This window comes from Rhodobacter capsulatus (assembly GCF_052363175.1).
Taxonomy (GTDB): domain Bacteria; phylum Pseudomonadota; class Alphaproteobacteria; order Rhodobacterales; family Rhodobacteraceae; genus Rhodobacter; species Rhodobacter capsulatus_D.
The window spans coordinates 963,817-981,226 of record NZ_CP198946.1 but is presented as its reverse complement, the minus strand read 5'-3'; the positions used below and the strand labels follow the sequence as shown (position 1 = coordinate 981,226).

Here is a 17,410-nt window from a genome sequence, read left to right as displayed (position 1 = left end):
GTCCCCGCAGCCCGCTGCGTCCGCATCAGCCGGAAACGGAGATCCGCATGACCGTGCAGGTGCTCCTTGATCTGGCAGAAACCCTGCACACGGCCCCCGATCCGCTGGCGCGCTTTTCCGAATTCGCACAGACACGCGGCGCGAAGGGCTTTTTCTACGGCTTCAGCGCCTTTCGCAACGACATCAGCGATCTGGGCTATACCGCCGGGATCTTTCACCACCATACCTACAGCGCCGAGTGGCAGGCCGCGATCGGGGCAGAGGCGCTTCTCGACAACGACCATGCCGTCGCCGCAATGGTCGATGGCGCGCGCATGGTCGAATGGCTGCCCGAGGATCTGGAAAATTTCCTGGACGGGCTGACCCCGTCGCAGCGGTGCCAGTTCGAGATCGAGCAGGATCTGGGCATGACCTGCGGGGCCTCGCTGTTGCTGGACGACCGGCCATTCGGCCTCTCCGGCATCGGGCTCTGGCTGGACTGTGCCCCCGAGACCGCTGCCTTCCGCCGCCTCTGGGCCGCCGAGGGCGAAGTGCTGACGGCAGCCGCGAACCTGCTCGATGCCGCGGTGCGGGGCGATCGGACAAACCTGCTGGTGCGGCTCTCCCCGCGCGAGATCGACTGCCTGTCCTGGCTCGCCCGCGGCCTGCGCCCGGCCGAAATCTGCTGGCGGATGAAGATTTCCGAAAAGACCTTCGAAAAACACATCGCCTCGGCCAAGGCGAAGCTGAAATCGCAAACCCGCGATCAGGCGCTGGCCAAGGCCGTGCTGATGCGGCTCCTGCCACTGTAGCCGATCCGCAACATGGGGATTTTCCCCCAGTTTGCGGCCTTGCCGGGCTTTGTTAAAAACGGGCCGATGTGCCGGAGAGAGTGGCTCTGACGCGTCATTTTCGAGGAACCCATTGATTTACGTATAAATTTTCAGCATCCGTCGTGTCTTGCGCGGTGCTCGCATCGTCAGACGCATCCAGAGAGTGGTGAGCCTCGCACCACTTGCGATGCCCTGTTCCCTCTGCGCTGACGAACCAATCTCGTTCCCTTGGTCGCCGTTTCCCGTTAGGCTTTCATATTGCCGTTGGGGGGAGCGTGTGATGGGCGAGGACGAACTGATCGCGATGATCTTGTTGATTCCGCTGGCCATTCTGGCCACGCTTGTCCTGCTTGTCGTCAAGGTTATCGGTCTGCGCCGACGTCTTGATCAGGCCGAGACGCGACTGGGCGAGATCGCGGCGCAGCTGCGGCTTCTGCAGCCTGTTTCCCCGACCTCATCGGTCCAGCTTCCCGAGGTGGCCCCCACCCCGGTGCCCCCCTCTGACGCCTCGCGACCTCCGCCGCTGCCCGTCATGCCCCCCGAGGTGCCGCAACCGCCCGCCGTGGCGCGGCCGGATCTGGTTCAGATCGCGGTCGGCTGGCTGATGGAGAACTGGTTTTACGTCATTGCCGGTCTGTCACTCGCGCTGGCCGGGCTTTTTGCCGCGCAATATGCGGCCGAACGCGGGATGCTGTCGCCCATGGCGCGGCTCATCCTTGCGGCAGGTCTCGGCGTCGCGCTGATCGGCGCGGGCGAGGCGATCCGGCGCCGCTGGGGCGACGAGACCGACAGCGCCACCGCCTATCTGCCCTCGATCTTCTCGGGCGCGGGGCTGGTGACGCTTTACGGCACGGTGCTGACGGCACAGATGCTTTATGCGCTGATCGGTCCGGGCGTGACCCTTGCCGGGCTGGTGCTGGTCTCGGCGCTCGCCGTCGTGCTGGGCTGGTTCTACGGCCCGTTCCTCGCGGTGATCGGCTTCGCTGGCGCCACCGTCGCGCCCTTCCTTGCCGGGGGAGAGCCCGGCGCGCCCTGGCTGATCCAGAGCTATTTCGGCCTTGTCATGCTGACCGGGCTCGTGATCAACGCCGCGCGCAAATGGCGTTTTCTGGACGAGGTGGCGCTGGCGCTGCCCTTCCTCGCGGCGACGCTCGTGCACGCGACAACCGGAGGCGATGCGGCCTTCCTGTGCCTGTCAGCCCTGATGCCCATCGTCGCGACGATCTTCTTTGGTGGTGCGCTGCAGCCGCGGCTTGAGATGCCGCCGGTGGTGATGCGGCTGGCCCAGCGCGACCGTGCTTCGGTGGGCTGGCGGCAATGGGCCTTGCTGATCGTCTGGGGCGCGGGGCTTGCTGCGATCCTCAAGACGATCATGACCGAACATTACGGCGATATCGCCGGGGCCGATCTGCGCTCTCTGATCGCGGCGCTCGCGGTGGGCGGGCAGTTCGCCCTTGCCACGTTCTGGAGCCGCCGCGCCCCCGCCGTGGCCGATTTCGCCGTGCTGACAGGGGCGGCGCTGCTGGTGCTGGCGACACAGGTCAGCCCGATGCTCTTTCTGCCCACACCCGAAGCCCCGGTTCAAAGCGCCATGATGGGCTTTGGCGCGCTGATCGCCGCGGCGACGCTCGGATCGCTGCTGGCGGCACGGCAAAGCAGTCATGCCACCGGTCCGGCGGCGCTCTGGTGGGCGCAGGGGGCGGCGGTGCTCGGCCCCGGCGTGCTGGCGGTGCAAGAGTTGCTGCAGACCCCGGCGCGGATGATCGGGCCGACGCTCTGGGCGGGGATCGTGATGTCGGGCGCAGCGGTTGCCACCCTTCTGGCCGAGCGCGCGGGCAAGCGCGACGGCGCCGATCACGGCCGGATGTCGCTTGCGGCGCTCGCGGCAATGGCACTGCTGGCGCTCGCGCTGTTCATCCTTCTGGGCACGGCGGCGCTGTCGGTCGCGCTTGGCGTGCTGGTGCTGGCCGCCGTCGCGATGGATGACCGCTGGCGGCTGCCGCATCTGGCGGCTTTCGCGCAGGCGGGCGCGGCGGTGCTGGTCTATCGGGTCACCGTCGATCCGGGGCTTGACTGGGCGCTGAGCGTGGCGAGCTACCCGGACATCCTGCTCGCCCATGCCCTGCCCGCCGCCGCGCTTGCCGCCGGATGGCTGCTGGTGCGCGGATCGGCCCGGCCAGTCACCCGCGCCGCGCTTGAAGGCGCTTTCGCCGTCGTCGCGGGGGCGGGCCTTTCGGTGCTGATCACCCGCGGGCTCGAGGATCTGTCGGATCAGGGCACCCGGCCGTGGCACCTGACGCTCGGCCTGATCGGCAGCGTCTGGCTGCTCGCGGGCTGGTCATCGGCCCGCACGGCACTGGCCGAGACGCCCGAACAGGCCGCCCTGCCCGGCCACAAGGCCGCGCTCTGGCTGCGCCGGATCACCGCGACGCTGTCTTTCGTCTCGGCGGCGGGACTGCTGGCGACGGGCGTGATCTTCGGCACCCCGTTCTCGTGGTTCGGCGGCACCATCCTCGGGCCGGTCGTGGTCTCGTCGCTCGCGCTCGCCTATCTGCTGCCCGGCCTGATCGGCTGCGCGATTGCCGCGACGCTGCGCCGAATGCCACTCTGGCTGCGGGTCGGCTTCGGGGCCAGCGGGGCGGGGCTGGTGGCGCTCTATCTATTCCTGAGCGTCGCCCAGGCCTGGCGCGGCAATGACCCCGCCCGCCTGCCGATGAGCGAGGGCGAATTGTGGAGCTATACCGCGCTCTTGCTGGTGATCGGCGCGGGGCTGCTGGTCGCGGCGCTGATGCGGCGCGAAACCTGGCTGCGCTATGTCGCCGATGCGGTTCTGGGCCTCGCCATCGTCAAGGTCTTCTTCGTCGATGCCTCCGACCTTGGCGGGCTGGTGCGGGCGGGCTCGTTCCTGATCCTTGGTCTCGCACTGGCGGGCCTCGCCTGGATCAACCGTCGCGCCGCGATGCTGACCGCCGAGGCCCGGAAGCCCGACTGACCCCGCCGGTTTTGCTGTGAAAATTTGCAGAGTCCCTTGCATTCGATATATCGAAACCTATATCGCAAATCATGAAACCGATATATGAACATTCCGAACACCATCCCCGCCCCGGTCCTCGCCGGGGCCAGTCCGGCCCGCATCGTCCGGGGCGTCGCCCGCTTGGACAAGGCGAAATCCGTCTGCTGCTGCTGGGCCTGATCGCCGAGGCCCCCGGCCACGGCTACGACCTGATCCGGCGCATCGAGGCACTGAGCGGCGGCGGTTATTGCCCGAGCCCGGGGGTGATTTATCCCACCCTGTCCTGGCTTGAGGACATGGACCTGATCCGCGTCGCCGCCACCGAGGGGCGCAAGACCGTCTCGATCACCGCGGCAGGCGAGAGCTTCCTTGCGGAAAACCGTCCCGAGGCCGAGGCGCTGATGCAGCGGCTCAGCGGCGGCGCGGGGCACGGACAGGGGCGCCACAACACCCCGGCGCCGATCCTGCGGGCGATGGAAAACCTGAAACTGGCGCTGCGGCTGCGGCTTTCCGCGGGCGTCGATGAAACCGAACTGGCCGCGATTGCCGCGGCCATCGACAGCGCCGCGCAGACGATCGAAAGGACGAAATCATGACGACAGACACCGAAACCCGCAGCCGCGCCATTGTGGAAACCGAGACCGCCTCGCGTTATCTGCAGCAGCTTTGCAAGCATTTTGCGCACAAGGTCGAGGTGCGTTTCGACCCGACCGAGGGCGAGGTCCGCTTCGACATCGGCATCTGCCGCATGAAGGCCGAGGCCGGACAGCTGGTGCTGGAGACCGAAGCCCTGCTTCCGGAGAACCGGACAAGGCTTGAGGATGTGGTGGCGCAGCATCTGCTCCGCTTTGCCTTCCGCGACAATCTGAAAGTGGAATGGCAGCCGGTTCGGGACGCCTGATGGCACAGAAGGCCGTGGCGTGGGGGCATCCGTCATCGCACCATCGTGGCGTTGAACAAGACTTGCCCCCTGCAGGAGCCGACCCAGCCCGGGGCTTTGCCTTCGCAGCATTGGCGGCTATGGTGGCGCGAGGAGAAACACGCGATGCACCTGGTCTTTCATCTCGGCGCCCATGCCACCGATGACGAACGTCTCATCCGGACACTGGCGACCAACCCGGAGGTGATGGCCGCGGCGCAGGCACATGCCCCCGCCCCCGCCGCCTATCGCATGGCGCTGCGCGATGCGCTGATCGCGCTGAAGGGGCGGCCTGCCGATGCCGCGATGCAGGACACGCTGCGCAGGGCTTGTCTGCGCGGCGCGCCGGGCCCGGTCGAGCGGCTGGTCTTCAGCTACGAGAATTTCCTGGCCCTGCCCGAGCGCGCGATTGGCGCCACGGGGCTTTATCCGGCTGCCGCCGACAAGCTGGCACCGCTGGCGAATCTTTTCCCGCAAGATCAGACCGAGTTTCATCTGGGCCTTCTGGACCCGGCACTGCTGCTGGTCGCGCTCGCCGCCCGTCAGCCGGGCCGCGACTTCAGCGACATTCTCGGCGGTCATGCGCCCGAAGATCTGCGCTGGGGCCCGGTGCTGGAACGGATGGCCGAGGCGGCCGCAAAAGTCGGCGCGAAACTGGTCGTCTGGTGCAACGAGGATCTGCCGCTGCTTTTCCCCGAGGTGCTGCGGCAGATGGGCGGCCTCTCTGCGGCAGCGGCGCTGGTCGGCGAATATGGGCTCGTCGAGGATCTGATGCAGCCCGAGGGCGCGAAGCGTCTGCGCAGCTACATGGCGCAGCACCCGCCGCAAACGGCCGAGCAGCGGCGCAAGGTGCTGACGGCCTTTCTGGAAAAATTCGCCCGGCCCGAGGCGCTTCTGGCCGATGTCGCCCTGCCGGGCTTCACCGAGGAGTTGGTGGCCGAAATCGCCGCCCGCTACGCGGAAGACGTGGCGGCGATCGCGCGCTTGCCGGGCGTGACGCTGATCACGCCCTGACGCAAGCCACGGCGCTTACGACATGCCGAGCGCGGCTTTGTAGATATCAAGGATCGCCTCTTCCTCGGCCAGATCGTTCTTGTCGCGCTTGCGCATCGCGATGATCTTCTTGATCACTTTGGTGTCGTAACCGCGGGCCTTGGCCTCGGACATGATGTCCTTTTGCTGCTCGGTAATGTCCTTCTTCTCGGCCTCGAGATGCTCGTATTGTTCGATGAACTGGCGCAGCTCGTCCGCGGCCACGGTATAGGCGTCGTTCGACATGAAGGCTCTCCGAAGGTCGTTACGCGGGATGGAGCCCCTGACTAGCGCAGCCCCGCCCCCCCTTCAAGCCGCAACCCTCGCGCCATCGCGGCGCTTGCCAAGACCGTGCGCGCACGGTAGCCGGGGCAAAATGGAGGCGATCATGGAAATTCTGATCTGGGCGGGGGCGGCAATCTCGCTGGTGGGGATGGTCGGCATCCTCTATTGCGCCGCGCAAGTGGCCAAGGCGAAAAAGGCCGGGCTCGACGATGCGGCGCTGCGTGCGCAGTTGCGCGGCGTCGTGGTGATGAACCTTGGCGCGCTTTTCGTTTCGGTGATCGGGCTGATGCTCGTCGTGCTGGGCGTGACCTTCAAATAAGTCTCACGCGAAGCGCTCGGCGAGGCTTTGCCCGTCGCGGATGAGCACATCCAGCAGCGCGGGCGTCGGCGGCGCCCCTTCGGCCTCCAGCGCGCGCAGACGCTTGCGCAGGGCGAGCGGACCGATCCGGTCGGCCTGAAACATCGGCCCGCCGCGATGCGCCGGAAAGCCAAGCTCGGCCCCCGCCATCAGATCGATATCGCCCGGGCGGAAGGCCTTGCGCGTTTCCAGCGCCGCAAGGCCAAGCGCCGCCAGTTCGGCAAGGATCCGGGCGACGATCTCGGCCTCGGAAAAGCTGCGCGGCGCGATCCCGGCTTCGGCGCGCAAAGCGGCCAGAGGCTCCGCCGCCTGCGCCATCCCCCCCAGAACGGCGAGCGTCGCCAGAACCGGCCCTGGCTTGCGCCCGGCCGCCAGAAGACGGGTGCCCGCCAGATCGGCACCAAGGCGTTCGAAGCGGGCGAAAGGCCCCTCGGCAAAGCCCCAGCGCGTCAGCGCCGCATCGACGGCCTGCGGCGCGGCGCCCGCCAGAACGGTGCGGTCGGCCGCCATGAGATAGGCTGCCTCAAGCCGCAGGGCCAAGGCCGTCGCATGGATCACCCGCATGCCACCCGCACGAAGCACCGCCGCAAGCCGCGGCAGGTCGGCGGTCTGCCCCGGCGTTGCGGCCCAGATCGCCGCCAGACGCTGACTGCGGTCGATGCCGAGCTCGCCCGGCCCGGGCGCCGTGCCCGAAAGCGCCAGCACAGCGCCCGAAGACAGGGAGCGGCGCAACAGCTCGCGTTCCTCGGCGGTGGCGGGGGCCGCGATCATCAGATCGGTCGGACCAAAAGCATCGGCGCCAGAGACCGGCTCAAGCCGCGCCCAATCGGCCTCGCGGCGGGCGGGATCAAGCCGCCCCTCGGCCGCGGCCTGTTCCTGTGCGCGGGCAATCTCGGTCAAAAGCGGCGGCAGGCGCGCGGGGTCGGAGGTGCCGATCTGCACCGCAAGCCCTCGGCGCAACAGCGCAATCACCCGCCCGGCGCTCGGGTTCCAAAGCGCCACCCGCGACACCGGCGCGATGCCCTCGCCCGGCACGCCGGGCAGCCCCTGCAGCGCCAGATTTGCCCGCGCGAGACTGCGCAGCGCCGCCGCAGTTTCCGACCCGGCAAGATCGGCATAGGCCACGGCCTCGAACTCCAGCGCGGCGGGCAACGGCAGAAGCAGCGCCGCCTCGGCCACCTGCGCGATGCGGGTCGGGGCGGGCAGATCGGCGCGGGGCGGAAAGCGCCCCCGCGCCGCGGCCAGCGCATCCAGCGCGCCGCCCGGATCGGAAAGCGCCCCCTCGCGGCGCGAAAATGGCCCTTCGGCGCCCAGCGCCGCGACCTGCAAGGCCTCGGTCAAGGCGGTGGTCTCGATCGTGCCTTCCGAGGCCACGGCATCGCACAGGCCAAGCGCCATCGCCTCCTCGGCGCCAAAGACCCGCCCGGACAGCAAGACCTTCAGCGCCGCGGCCCCCCCGACCCGGCGCACCAGACGCACCGTTCCCCCGGCCGCGGGCAAAAGGTTCAGCGCAGCTTCGGGCGCTTGAAACCGGGTCGAGGCCAGCGCGAGCCGAAGCCCGGCCGCCTGCGTCAAGGCCAGCGCCCCGCCCAAGATCAACCCCGAAAGCACCGCAACCACAGGCACCTCCGCCTGCGCCAGTCGGGTGCAGAGAGGGCCCAAGGCCGGTTTGTCATCACTGTAATCTTCGGCGGGGTCGTTCGCCCGCGGCCAGCCGCCGGGACCCGCGCGCAACACGATCGCCTGCAGGCCCGGAGTCTCAAGGGCTTCGGTCAGCGCCGCCTCAAGCGCAAGGCGCATGGGTTGATCGAACCCTGCGCCTTTCGGCCCCTCGTCGGCGCCTTCCAGCGTCACCAGCGCCACACCCTCGCGCCGCTGCACGTTCACCCGTCTTGCCATGCCCCCTCCGGCTTTTTGCGCAGGTTACGCGCGCAGACCCGGTCACGGCAAGCGCAACCGGGCCCCAAGCCCACGTCCGAACGGGAAATTGCCGCCGCCTTCAGTGTTTGGCGGCGTGGTCGCGACAGAAGGGGGTGGCGGGCAGAAGATCGAGCCGCTCTTCCGCGATCTGCGCGCCGCAGGTGACGCAATAGCCGTAGTCGCCATCGTGCATCCGTGCCAGAGCCGCGTCGATCATCCGCAACTCGTTGCGGGCAGCGGCGCCCAGATCCTGCAGCACCTCGTCTCCCTCGCGCTCGGTCGCCATCTCGGCCCAATCCTTGGCCTCATGCGTCTCGAACTCGTCCGAGATCTGCGCCATGCGCGTGGTCAGCTGCGCCTTGCGGGACAGAAGCTCCGCCCGCCGGAGTTCGAGGGATTTCATCGCATCCTCCTGTCGTTCCCAAAGACAAGCGCAAAATGTCGGAAAACGCCTTGATGCAGGTCAATCGACCCGGCTCAGAAGCCGGAGCCGATCTTCAGGGGCGGCAAATCCCCGGCCGTGTCGTCGGCGCCGAAGCCGTCCAGCGTCAGGCCGAGAGGGGGCAGATCCCCTCCGGACTCAAAGCCGCCCAGCCCCCCCAGATCACCGCCGTCGAAGCCGCCAAGCCCCCCGAGCCCGCCCAGACCGGAACTGCCCGGTTCCGGGTCATAGGCCGGAGAATCGATGCGGTCGAGCGGTGCGCGCGGGCCGCTAGGCGCAGTCTTCCCGGCGAAGGGACTGGCCCCCGCCTCGAAGGGCGGCGGCACGACGCGGCGGGCTTTCGGCTCGGGCGGGGCCTGCAGATCCACCTCTTCATGTTCGATCAGCCGCACCGCGCGCAGCCCGCGATGTTGCCCCAGTCGCGCCGCAGACAGCTTGCGCCGCCCCACGCCTTCAACGGTCAGGTTTTCCAGCGCGTCCGAGGGGATCGGAATATCCATCCCCGCGCGCAGCCGCATCACCGCCGCCAGCGGCAACGTCACCCGATGCAGCACCGCGTCAAGCTGCGCCGACGCGCTCATGACCGAGGTTTCCAGCCGATGCGCCCACTCTGCCGCCTCGCGGTCGGGGGTGATCGGGCCGGTCTCGGCCAGACCGGGCATGCGGCGCAACGAATGGCCGCGTCCGTTCACCGGCACCGCCCAGACGATCTGGCCCTTGCGCTCGAAGCCCGGACCGAAGCCGACCTCCAGCTGCCAGAGCCGATATCCCATATCTTCCAGCAGAAGGCCCAGCGGGCGCGGATCATCGAGATAAGAGGCATAGCGGAAGCCCCCCGCCCAGACGACGGCCTCGGTCTCGACCAGCGTTTCTTCGATCATGCCCAGCGTCGCATCGATGAAATCGACGACCATCGAGGCATCGATCCGCGTCGGTTTGCGCGGCGGGCCCGGCACCTTGGCCAGATTGCCGGTGGTCTGCACCTCGATCAGCACCGACAGCGTTTCGGGCGGCAGGGCCACGATGCCCATGCTTTCCTCGGGCCCTTCGATGATCGCGATCAGCGAAAACGGATCGATCGCCTCGGGCAGGTCGGCGAGTGTCCGACGCCCCTCGGTCACCTGCATGACCTGGGCGGGCAGCTGGAACATGTCCTGCGCCACTTTCGAGATCGCCTGCACGATCGCCCGTTCGGCCGTGAGCGGAGAACCGTCCGAAGCGGGTCTGCCCGCCTCGGCCTTGCGCCGCATCACTGTCTGAAGCCGTTCTTCCGTCATCCCGTCCCGCCGTTTGCCTGTGCGTCGACGGATAAGGATTCGCAGATCAGGGTTTACAAATGGTTGATATCTGGCCCGGAACTTTACACTTCTTTGCGGTCATTCCCGAGACTTGCCGCAAGACGGACGGGGTCACACCAGTTCACGGACATCACGGCGGCGCAGGGGCAGCGTGACGCGGAAGGCGGCCCCGCCCTGCCCCGGCAGATAATCGATCGAGCCGCCCAGATTTGCCATGATTTCACGGCAGATCGCCAACCCAAGCCCGGCCCCGCCCGCTTTCGAGGTATCGGTGAGGCGGGCGAATTTCTCGAAGATCAACCCCTGCGAGGCCTTCGGAATCCCCGCACCATTGTCACAAAAGTCGATCTGCACCAGCTTTCCACGCTTCTTCACCTCGATGCGCAGAACCGCGCGCTCGGCGGCACAATATTTGCGGGCATTCGAGATCAGATTGATGAACACCTGCACCAGCCGGTCGGTGTCGGTGAACACCGGCATGTGTTCCGAGGGGAAATCGCGGTCGTAGCGGAAATCGCGTTCAGGCCGGGTCGAGGAAGCCGCCTGCACGGCCCGATCGATCAGATCATGCAGGTTCGCCACCGAGATATTCAGCTGCACCTTGCGGTTTTCCAGCACGGCAAGGTCCAGCAGATCATCCAGCAGACGGGTCAGGCGGCGGGCTTCTTCGTGAATGATTTCGGCATATTGCGCCCGCAGCGGCTCGGGCAGGTCGGGCTCCATCAGGATCTCGGAAAACGCCCGGATCGAGGTCATCGGCGTGCGCAGCTCGTGGCTGATCTGGCCAAGGAACGCGTCCTTCTGCACCGAGAGCGCGGTGAGCTTCGCGTTTGCTTCCGAAAGCGCGCGGGCAGTGCGGGCCAGCTCGACCGACTTCGCCTCAAGCTGGGCGGAATATTCCTTGATTTCAGCGGCTTCGTTCGCAACGGCGATCAGATCCTGCACCGAGACCGCGGCACCGCCGGTCAGCTGCGAAATCATCGCATGCGCCGTCGCAGCCCCCACAGAGCCCGCCAGCTGCCGTTCGAGCGCGGCGAGAAACTCCGGCGTCGGATCGGGCAGGAAGCCGCGCTTGCCCTGCGCCGCGGCGGCGCTTTGAAAGAACAGCTGCGCCTCCTCGGCGCCAAGGATACGCTGCGCCATCGACAGCAGATCCTCGGCCTCGGCCTGAGGACGCGACCAGCCCTTGGCGCCCGGACGGCCCTCGAAGACGTTGACGAACGCGACGCCCTGCAGCCGCTCGACCGGGCCGGGGAACGAGAGGATCGAAAAGACGAGGAAAGCCAAGGTGTTGAAGAGCAGGCTCCAGAACAGCGCATGGAGCAGCGGATCAAGCCCCTGAATGCCGAACAGCGCCTGCGGGCGCAGCCAGCTCAGGCCGAAGGGGCCCTCGGCCATCAGATGCGCCGAGATCAGGCCGGACTCGCCCACCGAGGGCAGGAAGAGCGCATAAAGCCAGATCGCAAAGCCGGTGAGCAGGCCGATGGCCGCGCCCAGATGCGTCGCGCCGCGCCAGTAGATGCCGCCGATCAGCGAGGGCAGCACCTGTGCCGCGCCGACAAAGGCGATCAGACCGATCTCGGCCAAAGCCTCGGACCCGCCCGAGAGCTTGTAATAGCCATAGCCCATCGCCAGCACGAGCCCGATCGAAAGGCGGCGCGACATCAGCACGAGGCCGCGGACATCGCCGCGCTCGGCCGGTTCGTCGCGGTAGATCGCAAGCCAGAGCGGCGTGACGATGTGGTTCGACACCATGGTCGAAAGCGCGATGGCGGCGACGATCACCATCGAGGTGGCCGAGGAAAACCCGCCCAGAAAGGCGAGCAGCGCAAGACTGCCGCGGCCTTCGGACAGCGGCAGGGTCAGCACGAAAAGATCGGGATTCGCCCCGGTCTGCGGATGGCCAAGCCCGACGACCGCGATCGGCACGACGAACAGGCTCATCAGCATCAGATAGGCGGGAAAGGCCCAGCTGGCGGTGACCAGATGGCGCTCGTCGGTGTTTTCGACGACCAGCACCTGAAACATCCGCGGCAGGGTCAGCACGGCCGCGGCCGAGACGAAGGTCAGCCCGGCGAAGCGGCCGGGCTTCAGGCTCCATTCGGCGATTTCCGAGGCATCGATGCGGGCCAGGATGTCGGACACGCCCCCCGCCACGCCCCAGACGACCCAGATGCCGACGGCGAGCAGCGCCACCAGCTTCACGATCGCCTCGAGCGCGATGGCGGTGACGACGCCGTGGTGACGCTCGTTCGCATCCAGATTGCGGGTGCCGAAGAGGATGGTGAAGATCGCCAGCCCCCCGGCGATCCAGAGCGCAGTGGCCGATTGGTCGGGCAGCGCCCAGAAGCCGGGGCCTTGCGCGGCAAAGACCCCGAACGACAGCGTGACCGATTGCAGTTGCAGCGCGATATAGGGCGTGGCCGAGGCCACCGACATCAGCGTGACGATCACGCCGAGCAGGTTCGACTTGCCGTAACGGCTTGAAATCAGATCCGCAATCGAGGTGACGCGCTGGGTGCGCCCGATCCGGACGAGCTTGCGCAGCACCCACCACCAGCCGACGAAGACCAGCGTCGGGCCAAGGTAGATCGTCAGGAACTCAAGCCCCGAGCGCGCCGCATAGCCCACCGCGCCGTAAAAGGTCCAAGCGGTGCAATAGATCGAGAGCGACAGCGTGTAGACCCAGGGGCTGTGCAGAAAGCGCAACCGGCCCCGCGCGGCGCGACGCTCGGCCACGAAGGCGACGAGGAACAGCACCATCACATAGACGAGCGAGACGCCCACCAGCACGTTGAAGGGCATGGATCAGCTGTCTCCGGGTTCGGGCGTGCTGCCCTCGGCCTCTTCCTCGGCATCGAGCGCCGGGGCCAGACCACGCGCCAGCGCGGCGGCGGCAAGGATCAGCCCGACCCAGACCGCGAAAAGATAGATCATGCCGCGCGCGGTGTCGGGGATCGGCGTGTCGGCCGGATGCCAGAGCACGGGCAGCAGGATCATCACCAGACCGGCCAGCGGCAGCAGCCGGGCCGCATCCATCATGCGCCTGCGCCGATAGGAGCGACGGGCGAGAAAGAGCGGCGTGCCCGCGCCCGCCATCAGCCCGCCTTGCCCGCGCCCGCCACACCCGCAAGCACCGGGGCGGCGATCGCCTCAAGCGCGGCCAGCACATCGGCATTGGCGAAGGGCTTGGCAAGAAAGGCCGACGCCCCGGCGGCCGCGGCGGCCTCGCGGTCGCGGCCCTGCCCGCGGGCGGTCAGCATCAGCACCGGGGTGGCCCCCAGATCAGCATCAGCGCGCAGCTCGGCCAGGATTTCAAGACCGGAGCGACCGGGCAGCATCAGATCGAGGATGACGGCGGTCGGACGCAGCGCCGCGATACGGGCCAGCGCCGCGATGCCCGAGGCCTCGACGGTCACGTTCCAGCCCGCCCGCGTCAGGATGAACCGGATCGCCTCGGCGATATTCGGCTCGTCCTCGATCAACAGCACATGCTTTTCCGCCATGATCGAACTCCTCCCCCGGTCAATCTATCCACGCTTGTCCCCATGCTGTCAAACCGCGTCACCGCGGCGCGATCAGCGAAGGCTCGCGCCGTCCGGTGCAGTCGCGGCGCGGACAGACCCGGCAGGAGGTGCCGACCGGCCGCGCCGCCTCGGTGCGGGTGGTGGCCGGGGTGACGAGCATCATCGCCTCCATCAGCACCGGAGCGTCGAAGGCGGCGGCAGGCCCTTCGGGCGGGCGCGGCGCGGCGAAGGCCCAGGATTGAAACCGCTGCGGCAGCCGCCCGGCCATGTCGAGGGTCAGGCGCAGCGGCTGCATCGGCCGCGCCAGCGCCTCGTAAAGCGGCCAGAGCGGGCAGCCGGCGGCCGAGCGCGGCAGGGCAAACCCCGGCAGCGGGCGGCGCAAAGTCAGCGTGCCCGAGGCATCGCAGACGACCAGACCAAGCGGCGGCAGGTTGGCCGCGCCCTCGGGCAGCGTCGCCAGACGCCGAAAGACCGCGGCCATCGGCGCGCCGAACCGGGCCGCGAGCCGCCCGGGGTCAAGCCCGGTCTCGGCCAGCGCGGCCAGGAACGGTTTGAGCGGCAGGATGCGGCTGTCGGCCAAAGCGCGGGTCAGATAGCCCAAGGCCAGATCGCGCGCGGCCGAGGCGGCCAGTTCCGGCGCCTGCGCGATCAGATCGGCGGGGGCGGGCGGATCGGGGCGTTCGAATTCTGCCAGATGCCAGCCGCGCGCCGAAAGCCAGGATTCAAGTTGATCGAGTGGTGCGGCAAGGCCCGAATCCGCCGCTTCGATGCCGTCGAGATAGGCGACAAGCCCCTCGGCCGCCGCGCTCAGGCGCAGGCTTTCCGAGGCGATCGAGGACAGGAACCGCGCCTGCCACTCCGGTTCGATATCGGGGGTTTCGACCAGAATCGCCGCGCTCGAGCGCAGCGAGGTCACGGCAGACAGCACTTCGTGCAATTCATCGAGCAGATAGGGATCCTGCCCCATCCGCTCGGAATAGGTCTCGACCACGCGTTCAAGCGCTGCCGCCCGGGCCTGCCGCGCCGCCAGAACCTTCGCCCAGCCGGGAAAGCGGCCGACGAATTCCTCGATCCGGTCCAGCTCGGAGGGGTCGATCAGCGCCCCGCCCCCCGTGGCCTCGGCCCCCGCCGTTTCCACTCCGGCTGCGGCCTCGCGCAGGGCTTCGAACAACGCGCTTTCTGCGCCTTCGGACAGCGCGACCGGCGCGACCCCCAGCGCCTTGGCAAAGGTCTCAAGCAGGGGGTCGGAAACCCGACGACGATTGTGTTCGATCAGATTGAGATAGGCGGCCGAAATGCCGACCGACCGCGCCAGATCTGTCTGACGCAGTTTCAGGGCAAGACGCCGCTCGCGTATCCGCGTGCCCGTCAGAGCAGATCGTGCCATCGCATCCCCATTTGCCGGAGGGAGCCTGCAGCCCCGTCACGAATTTACAAGCAAGTTTCGGGAAGACAAAGCACTTTACTGTCCCAGCCGCGCGGAGCGCCGGGGCTAACAGTCAATCGGCCCGCGGCAGGGGGGGGCGCCCCAGCCCGCGGGCCTGCCCCTGCGCCGTGACAAATCAGCAGGGGTTTTGCACCGTCACACTCGACAGCGTCGACAGATCGGAAACACCGCCTTCGCATTTGCCGGGCGGCTGCGTGCAGCCGGACAGGGCGGCAAGGGCCAGAACGGCCAGAAGCGCAAGCGAAGCCTTGCGGGTGGGTGTGCAGGTCATGTGCGGCCTCCTCCAGAACGCGACCGCCCCGGAAACGTCCGAAGCGATGTGAACTACATAGTTCACAGCATGCGACGACGCCCTGATCTGTGTCAAGCGGACTGAGGATTCAATCGAAGCTGCGGAAATGCGCGCCATAATTCACGGCGCGGCGCGAGCAGAGATCCATCGCATATTGCAGCCAAACCGAGGATTTCTGACCGGAAGATTGCTTGTCGACCGCAAGTTTCGACCGCCCCGCGGCGATAGAGGGCCCCATCTCGGCCTTGATGTCGCGCAGACGCTTGACCCAGAACTGCGCCGCTTCCTCGAAATAGCTGCCCGGGGGCGCGCCGCTGGGCACGATCGACTGTGCCACCGACAGGCAATAGCCCGCCTCGACCCCAAGCGAGGGCGTATCGAAGAGATGCCCCGGAGGTGCGGCAAACTGGGTCTTCCACACCCCCCAGAAGAGACCCGTCACCAGCACCAAAATGGCAAAACCTCCCCCCCAGATGAGCATCGGGGAAAGCTCCTCGTCGGGATTGACGCGCGGCTTTGACTTCTTGTCGGCGGTTGTGGGCATGGCATCCTCCAAGATCAGGATGCCCCGGAATGGTTAAGAAAGCCCAAATACCTGAAAGGAAAGGGGCGGTTGCCCGCCCCCCTACCTCAGTCGAGCGTGTCGAGCACCGATTTGAGCGTGCCGATCAGCTCGTCGATCTGCGCTTTCGAGATGATCAGCGGCGGGCTCATCGCGATGATGTCGCCGGTGGTGCGGATCAGGATACCCTTTTCATAGGCCTTCAGGAAGGCGGTGAAGGCGCGCTTCGTCGGCTCGCCCGCGATCGGCTCCAGCTCAACGGCGCCGATCAGCCCCTCGTTGCGGATGTCGATGACGTGCCGTGTGCCGCGCAGGCTGTGCAGCGCCTCCTGCCAATAGGGGGCAAGCTCGGCGCAGCGCTCGAAGAGCCCCTCTTCCTTGTAGGTTTCCAGCGTCGCGATCCCGGCCGCGGCGGCGATCGGGTTGCCCGAATAGGTATAGCCGTGGAAAAGCTCGATCATGTGCTCGGGGCCCTGCATGAAGGCGTCGTGCACGGCGGCGGTGGTCAGCACCGCGCCCATCGGAATGACGCCGTTCGTCAACCCCTTGGCCGTCGTCATCATGTCGGGCAGCACGCCGTAATGCTGCGCCGCAAAGGCCGAGCCCAGACGCCCGAAGCCGGTGATTACCTCGTCGAAAATCAGGAGGATGCCATGTTTCTTCGTGATCTCGCGCAGGCGTTGCAGATAGCCCTTGGGCGGCAGCAGAACCCCGGTCGAACCCGCCATCGGTTCGACGATGACCGCCGCGATGGTTTCCGCGCCATGCAGCGTGACGATGCGTTCCAGCTCGTCGGCCAGGTTCGCCCCATGTTCGGGCTGGCCTTTGGAAAACGCGTTTTGCGCCGGAAGATGGGTATGCGGCATGTGATCGACGCCGGTCAACAAGCTGCCGAACATCTTGCGGTTGGTGACGATGCCGCCGACCGAGATGCCGCCAAAGTTCACCCCGTGATAGCCGCGCTCGCGGCCGATCAGCCGGGTGCGGGCGCCCTCGCCGCGGGCGCGGTGATAGGCGATGGCCAGCTTCAGCGCGGTCTCGACCGATTCCGAGCCCGAATTGGTGTAGAACACATGTTCCATCCCCTCGGGCGCGATGTCGATGATGCGGTTCGCCAGTTCAAAGGCGGCCGGATGGCCCATCTGGAAGGCGGGCGCATAGTCCAGCTCGGCCGCCTGTTTCGCGATCGCCTCGGAGATTTTCGGACGGCAATGGCCCGCGTTGCAGCACCACAGCCCCGCGGTGCCATCGAGCACCTGACGGCCATCGGCGGTGGTATAATGCATGTCCTTGGCGCCCACGAACATCCGGGGCGCTTTCTTGAACTGCCGGTTCGCCGTGAACGGCATCCAGAAGGCGTTGAGATCATTGGGCGTCTTGCGGTCGAGCGCCATGGAAGTCTCCCTGAAAGGCCGGGTTGGGCCAGATTTTGCGCCCGGATCTCGGGCCGGGTCGTTTGACCGAACGGTCAGCATCAGGCTAACATCGGCGCGGGCGGCGTCA

At 67.5% G+C, this 17,410-nt stretch carries 17 protein-coding genes; 6 read left to right on the top strand and 11 right to left on the bottom strand.

Annotation, left to right across the window (positions count from 1 at the left end):
* The first annotated feature begins 47 nt into the window (after positions 1 to 47).
* The 5 genes from ACTTAI_RS05605 to ACTTAI_RS05585 all read left to right on the top strand — a co-directional run bounded on the left by ACTTAI_RS05605 (position 48) and on the right by ACTTAI_RS05585 (position 5,758).
* Positions 48 to 791, top strand: coding sequence for a helix-turn-helix transcriptional regulator (locus ACTTAI_RS05605; RefSeq protein ID WP_444454822.1), 744 nt, complete (start codon positions 48 to 50; stop codon positions 789 to 791).
* Between the two features lie 301 nt (positions 792 to 1,092).
* On the top strand, positions 1,093 to 3,804 hold the full coding sequence (locus tag ACTTAI_RS05600; RefSeq protein WP_444454821.1) for a DUF2339 domain-containing protein: 2,712 nt from the start codon (positions 1,093 to 1,095) through the stop codon (positions 3,802 to 3,804).
* A gap of 71 nt (positions 3,805 to 3,875) precedes the next feature.
* Positions 3,876 to 4,421: a PadR family transcriptional regulator gene (locus ACTTAI_RS05595; RefSeq protein WP_444454820.1), complete on the top strand. Its 546-nt coding sequence runs from the start codon at positions 3,876 to 3,878 to the stop codon at positions 4,419 to 4,421.
* Positions 4,418 to 4,726 (top strand): DUF2218 domain-containing protein, encoded by a 309-nt coding sequence (locus ACTTAI_RS05590; protein ID WP_444454819.1) that lies wholly within the window; start codon positions 4,418 to 4,420, stop codon positions 4,724 to 4,726. Before ACTTAI_RS05595 ends, ACTTAI_RS05590 begins: the two co-directional genes overlap by 4 nt.
* Before the next feature lie 144 nt (positions 4,727 to 4,870).
* Positions 4,871 to 5,758, top strand: coding sequence for a hypothetical protein (locus tag ACTTAI_RS05585; RefSeq protein WP_444454818.1), 888 nt, complete (start codon positions 4,871 to 4,873; stop codon positions 5,756 to 5,758).
* 15 nt (positions 5,759 to 5,773) lie between these two features.
* On the opposite strand, the gene ACTTAI_RS05580 is transcribed toward ACTTAI_RS05585, so the two are convergent.
* The gene (locus tag ACTTAI_RS05580) at positions 5,774 to 6,022 is read right to left on the bottom strand and encodes a DUF2312 domain-containing protein (RefSeq protein WP_013068296.1); all 249 of its coding nucleotides are present in this window, start codon (positions 6,020 to 6,022) and stop codon (positions 5,774 to 5,776) included.
* A 142-nt stretch (positions 6,023 to 6,164) separates the two neighbouring features.
* Between ACTTAI_RS05580 and ACTTAI_RS05575 the strand changes: the two genes are divergently transcribed.
* Positions 6,165 to 6,380: a hypothetical protein gene (locus ACTTAI_RS05575; RefSeq protein ID WP_444454817.1), complete on the top strand. Its 216-nt coding sequence runs from the start codon at positions 6,165 to 6,167 to the stop codon at positions 6,378 to 6,380.
* 3 nt (positions 6,381 to 6,383) lie between these two features.
* Here ACTTAI_RS05575 and ACTTAI_RS05570 read toward each other — a convergent pair whose 3' ends face one another.
* The 10 genes from ACTTAI_RS05570 to ACTTAI_RS05525 all read right to left on the bottom strand — a co-directional run bounded on the left by ACTTAI_RS05570 (position 6,384) and on the right by ACTTAI_RS05525 (position 17,301).
* The gene (locus tag ACTTAI_RS05570) at positions 6,384 to 8,318 is read right to left on the bottom strand and encodes an enoyl-CoA hydratase-related protein (protein ID WP_444454816.1); all 1,935 of its coding nucleotides are present in this window, start codon (positions 8,316 to 8,318) and stop codon (positions 6,384 to 6,386) included.
* Between the two features lie 100 nt (positions 8,319 to 8,418).
* Positions 8,419 to 8,742: a TraR/DksA family transcriptional regulator gene (locus ACTTAI_RS05565; RefSeq protein WP_444454815.1), complete on the bottom strand. Its 324-nt coding sequence runs from the start codon at positions 8,740 to 8,742 to the stop codon at positions 8,419 to 8,421.
* Positions 8,743 to 8,816: 74 nt separating this feature from the next.
* The gene (locus tag ACTTAI_RS05560) at positions 8,817 to 10,058 is read right to left on the bottom strand and encodes a FliM/FliN family flagellar motor switch protein (protein ID WP_444454814.1); all 1,242 of its coding nucleotides are present in this window, start codon (positions 10,056 to 10,058) and stop codon (positions 8,817 to 8,819) included.
* Positions 10,059 to 10,190: 132 nt separating this feature from the next.
* Positions 10,191 to 12,884 carry an ATP-binding protein gene (locus ACTTAI_RS05555; protein ID WP_444454813.1) on the bottom strand — a complete coding sequence of 898 codons (2,694 nt, stop codon included), beginning with the start codon at positions 12,882 to 12,884 and terminating at the stop codon, positions 10,191 to 10,193.
* A gap of 3 nt (positions 12,885 to 12,887) precedes the next feature.
* The gene (locus tag ACTTAI_RS05550; protein ID WP_444454812.1) at positions 12,888 to 13,178 is read right to left on the bottom strand and encodes a hypothetical protein; all 291 of its coding nucleotides are present in this window, start codon (positions 13,176 to 13,178) and stop codon (positions 12,888 to 12,890) included.
* Positions 13,178 to 13,585, bottom strand: coding sequence for a response regulator transcription factor (locus ACTTAI_RS05545; protein WP_444454811.1), 408 nt, complete (start codon positions 13,583 to 13,585; stop codon positions 13,178 to 13,180). The genes ACTTAI_RS05550 and ACTTAI_RS05545 overlap by 1 nt, the downstream gene beginning before the upstream one ends.
* 58 nt (positions 13,586 to 13,643) lie before the next feature.
* Positions 13,644 to 14,993: a short-chain fatty acyl-CoA regulator family protein gene (locus ACTTAI_RS05540; RefSeq protein WP_444454810.1), complete on the bottom strand. Its 1,350-nt coding sequence runs from the start codon at positions 14,991 to 14,993 to the stop codon at positions 13,644 to 13,646.
* A 175-nt stretch (positions 14,994 to 15,168) separates the two neighbouring features.
* Positions 15,169 to 15,324, bottom strand: a complete 156-nt coding sequence (locus ACTTAI_RS05535) for a hypothetical protein (protein WP_444454809.1) — start codon at positions 15,322 to 15,324, stop codon at positions 15,169 to 15,171.
* Positions 15,325 to 15,433: 109 nt separating this feature from the next.
* Positions 15,434 to 15,889, bottom strand: a complete 456-nt coding sequence (locus tag ACTTAI_RS05530; RefSeq protein ID WP_444454808.1) for a hypothetical protein — start codon at positions 15,887 to 15,889, stop codon at positions 15,434 to 15,436.
* An 86-nt stretch (positions 15,890 to 15,975) separates the two neighbouring features.
* Positions 15,976 to 17,301, bottom strand: coding sequence for an aspartate aminotransferase family protein (locus ACTTAI_RS05525; protein ID WP_444454807.1), 1,326 nt, complete (start codon positions 17,299 to 17,301; stop codon positions 15,976 to 15,978).
* Positions 17,302 to 17,410: the final 109 nt, after the last annotated feature.

Excerpts from the sequence above, each read along its gene's own strand:
- ACTTAI_RS05570 (WP_444454816.1), bottom strand. The coding sequence starts at position 8,318 with ATGGCAAGACGGGTGAACGTGCAGCGGCGCGAGGGTGTGGCGCTGGTG.
- ACTTAI_RS05555 (WP_444454813.1), bottom strand. The coding sequence starts at position 12,884 with ATGCCCTTCAACGTGCTGGTGGGCGTCTCGCTCGTCTATGTGATGGTG.
- ACTTAI_RS05595 (WP_444454820.1), top strand. The coding sequence starts at position 3,876 with ATGAAACCGATATATGAACATTCCGAACACCATCCCCGCCCCGGTCCT.
- ACTTAI_RS05540 (WP_444454810.1), bottom strand. The coding sequence starts at position 14,993 with ATGGCACGATCTGCTCTGACGGGCACGCGGATACGCGAGCGGCGTCTT.
- ACTTAI_RS05550 (WP_444454812.1), bottom strand. The coding sequence starts at position 13,178 with ATGGCGGGCGCGGGCACGCCGCTCTTTCTCGCCCGTCGCTCCTATCGG.
- ACTTAI_RS05575 (WP_444454817.1), top strand. The coding sequence starts at position 6,165 with ATGGAAATTCTGATCTGGGCGGGGGCGGCAATCTCGCTGGTGGGGATG.
- ACTTAI_RS05600 (WP_444454821.1), top strand. The coding sequence starts at position 1,093 with ATGGGCGAGGACGAACTGATCGCGATGATCTTGTTGATTCCGCTGGCC.
- ACTTAI_RS05525 (WP_444454807.1), bottom strand. The coding sequence starts at position 17,301 with ATGGCGCTCGACCGCAAGACGCCCAATGATCTCAACGCCTTCTGGATG.
- ACTTAI_RS05530 (WP_444454808.1), bottom strand. The coding sequence starts at position 15,889 with ATGCCCACAACCGCCGACAAGAAGTCAAAGCCGCGCGTCAATCCCGAC.
- ACTTAI_RS05585 (WP_444454818.1), top strand. The coding sequence starts at position 4,871 with ATGCACCTGGTCTTTCATCTCGGCGCCCATGCCACCGATGACGAACGT.
- ACTTAI_RS05580 (WP_013068296.1), bottom strand. The coding sequence starts at position 6,022 with ATGTCGAACGACGCCTATACCGTGGCCGCGGACGAGCTGCGCCAGTTC.
- ACTTAI_RS05605 (WP_444454822.1), top strand. The coding sequence starts at position 48 with ATGACCGTGCAGGTGCTCCTTGATCTGGCAGAAACCCTGCACACGGCC.
- ACTTAI_RS05535 (WP_444454809.1), bottom strand. The coding sequence starts at position 15,324 with ATGACCTGCACACCCACCCGCAAGGCTTCGCTTGCGCTTCTGGCCGTT.
- ACTTAI_RS05560 (WP_444454814.1), bottom strand. The coding sequence starts at position 10,058 with ATGACGGAAGAACGGCTTCAGACAGTGATGCGGCGCAAGGCCGAGGCG.
- ACTTAI_RS05545 (WP_444454811.1), bottom strand. The coding sequence starts at position 13,585 with ATGGCGGAAAAGCATGTGCTGTTGATCGAGGACGAGCCGAATATCGCC.
- ACTTAI_RS05590 (WP_444454819.1), top strand. The coding sequence starts at position 4,418 with ATGACGACAGACACCGAAACCCGCAGCCGCGCCATTGTGGAAACCGAG.
- ACTTAI_RS05565 (WP_444454815.1), bottom strand. The coding sequence starts at position 8,742 with ATGAAATCCCTCGAACTCCGGCGGGCGGAGCTTCTGTCCCGCAAGGCG.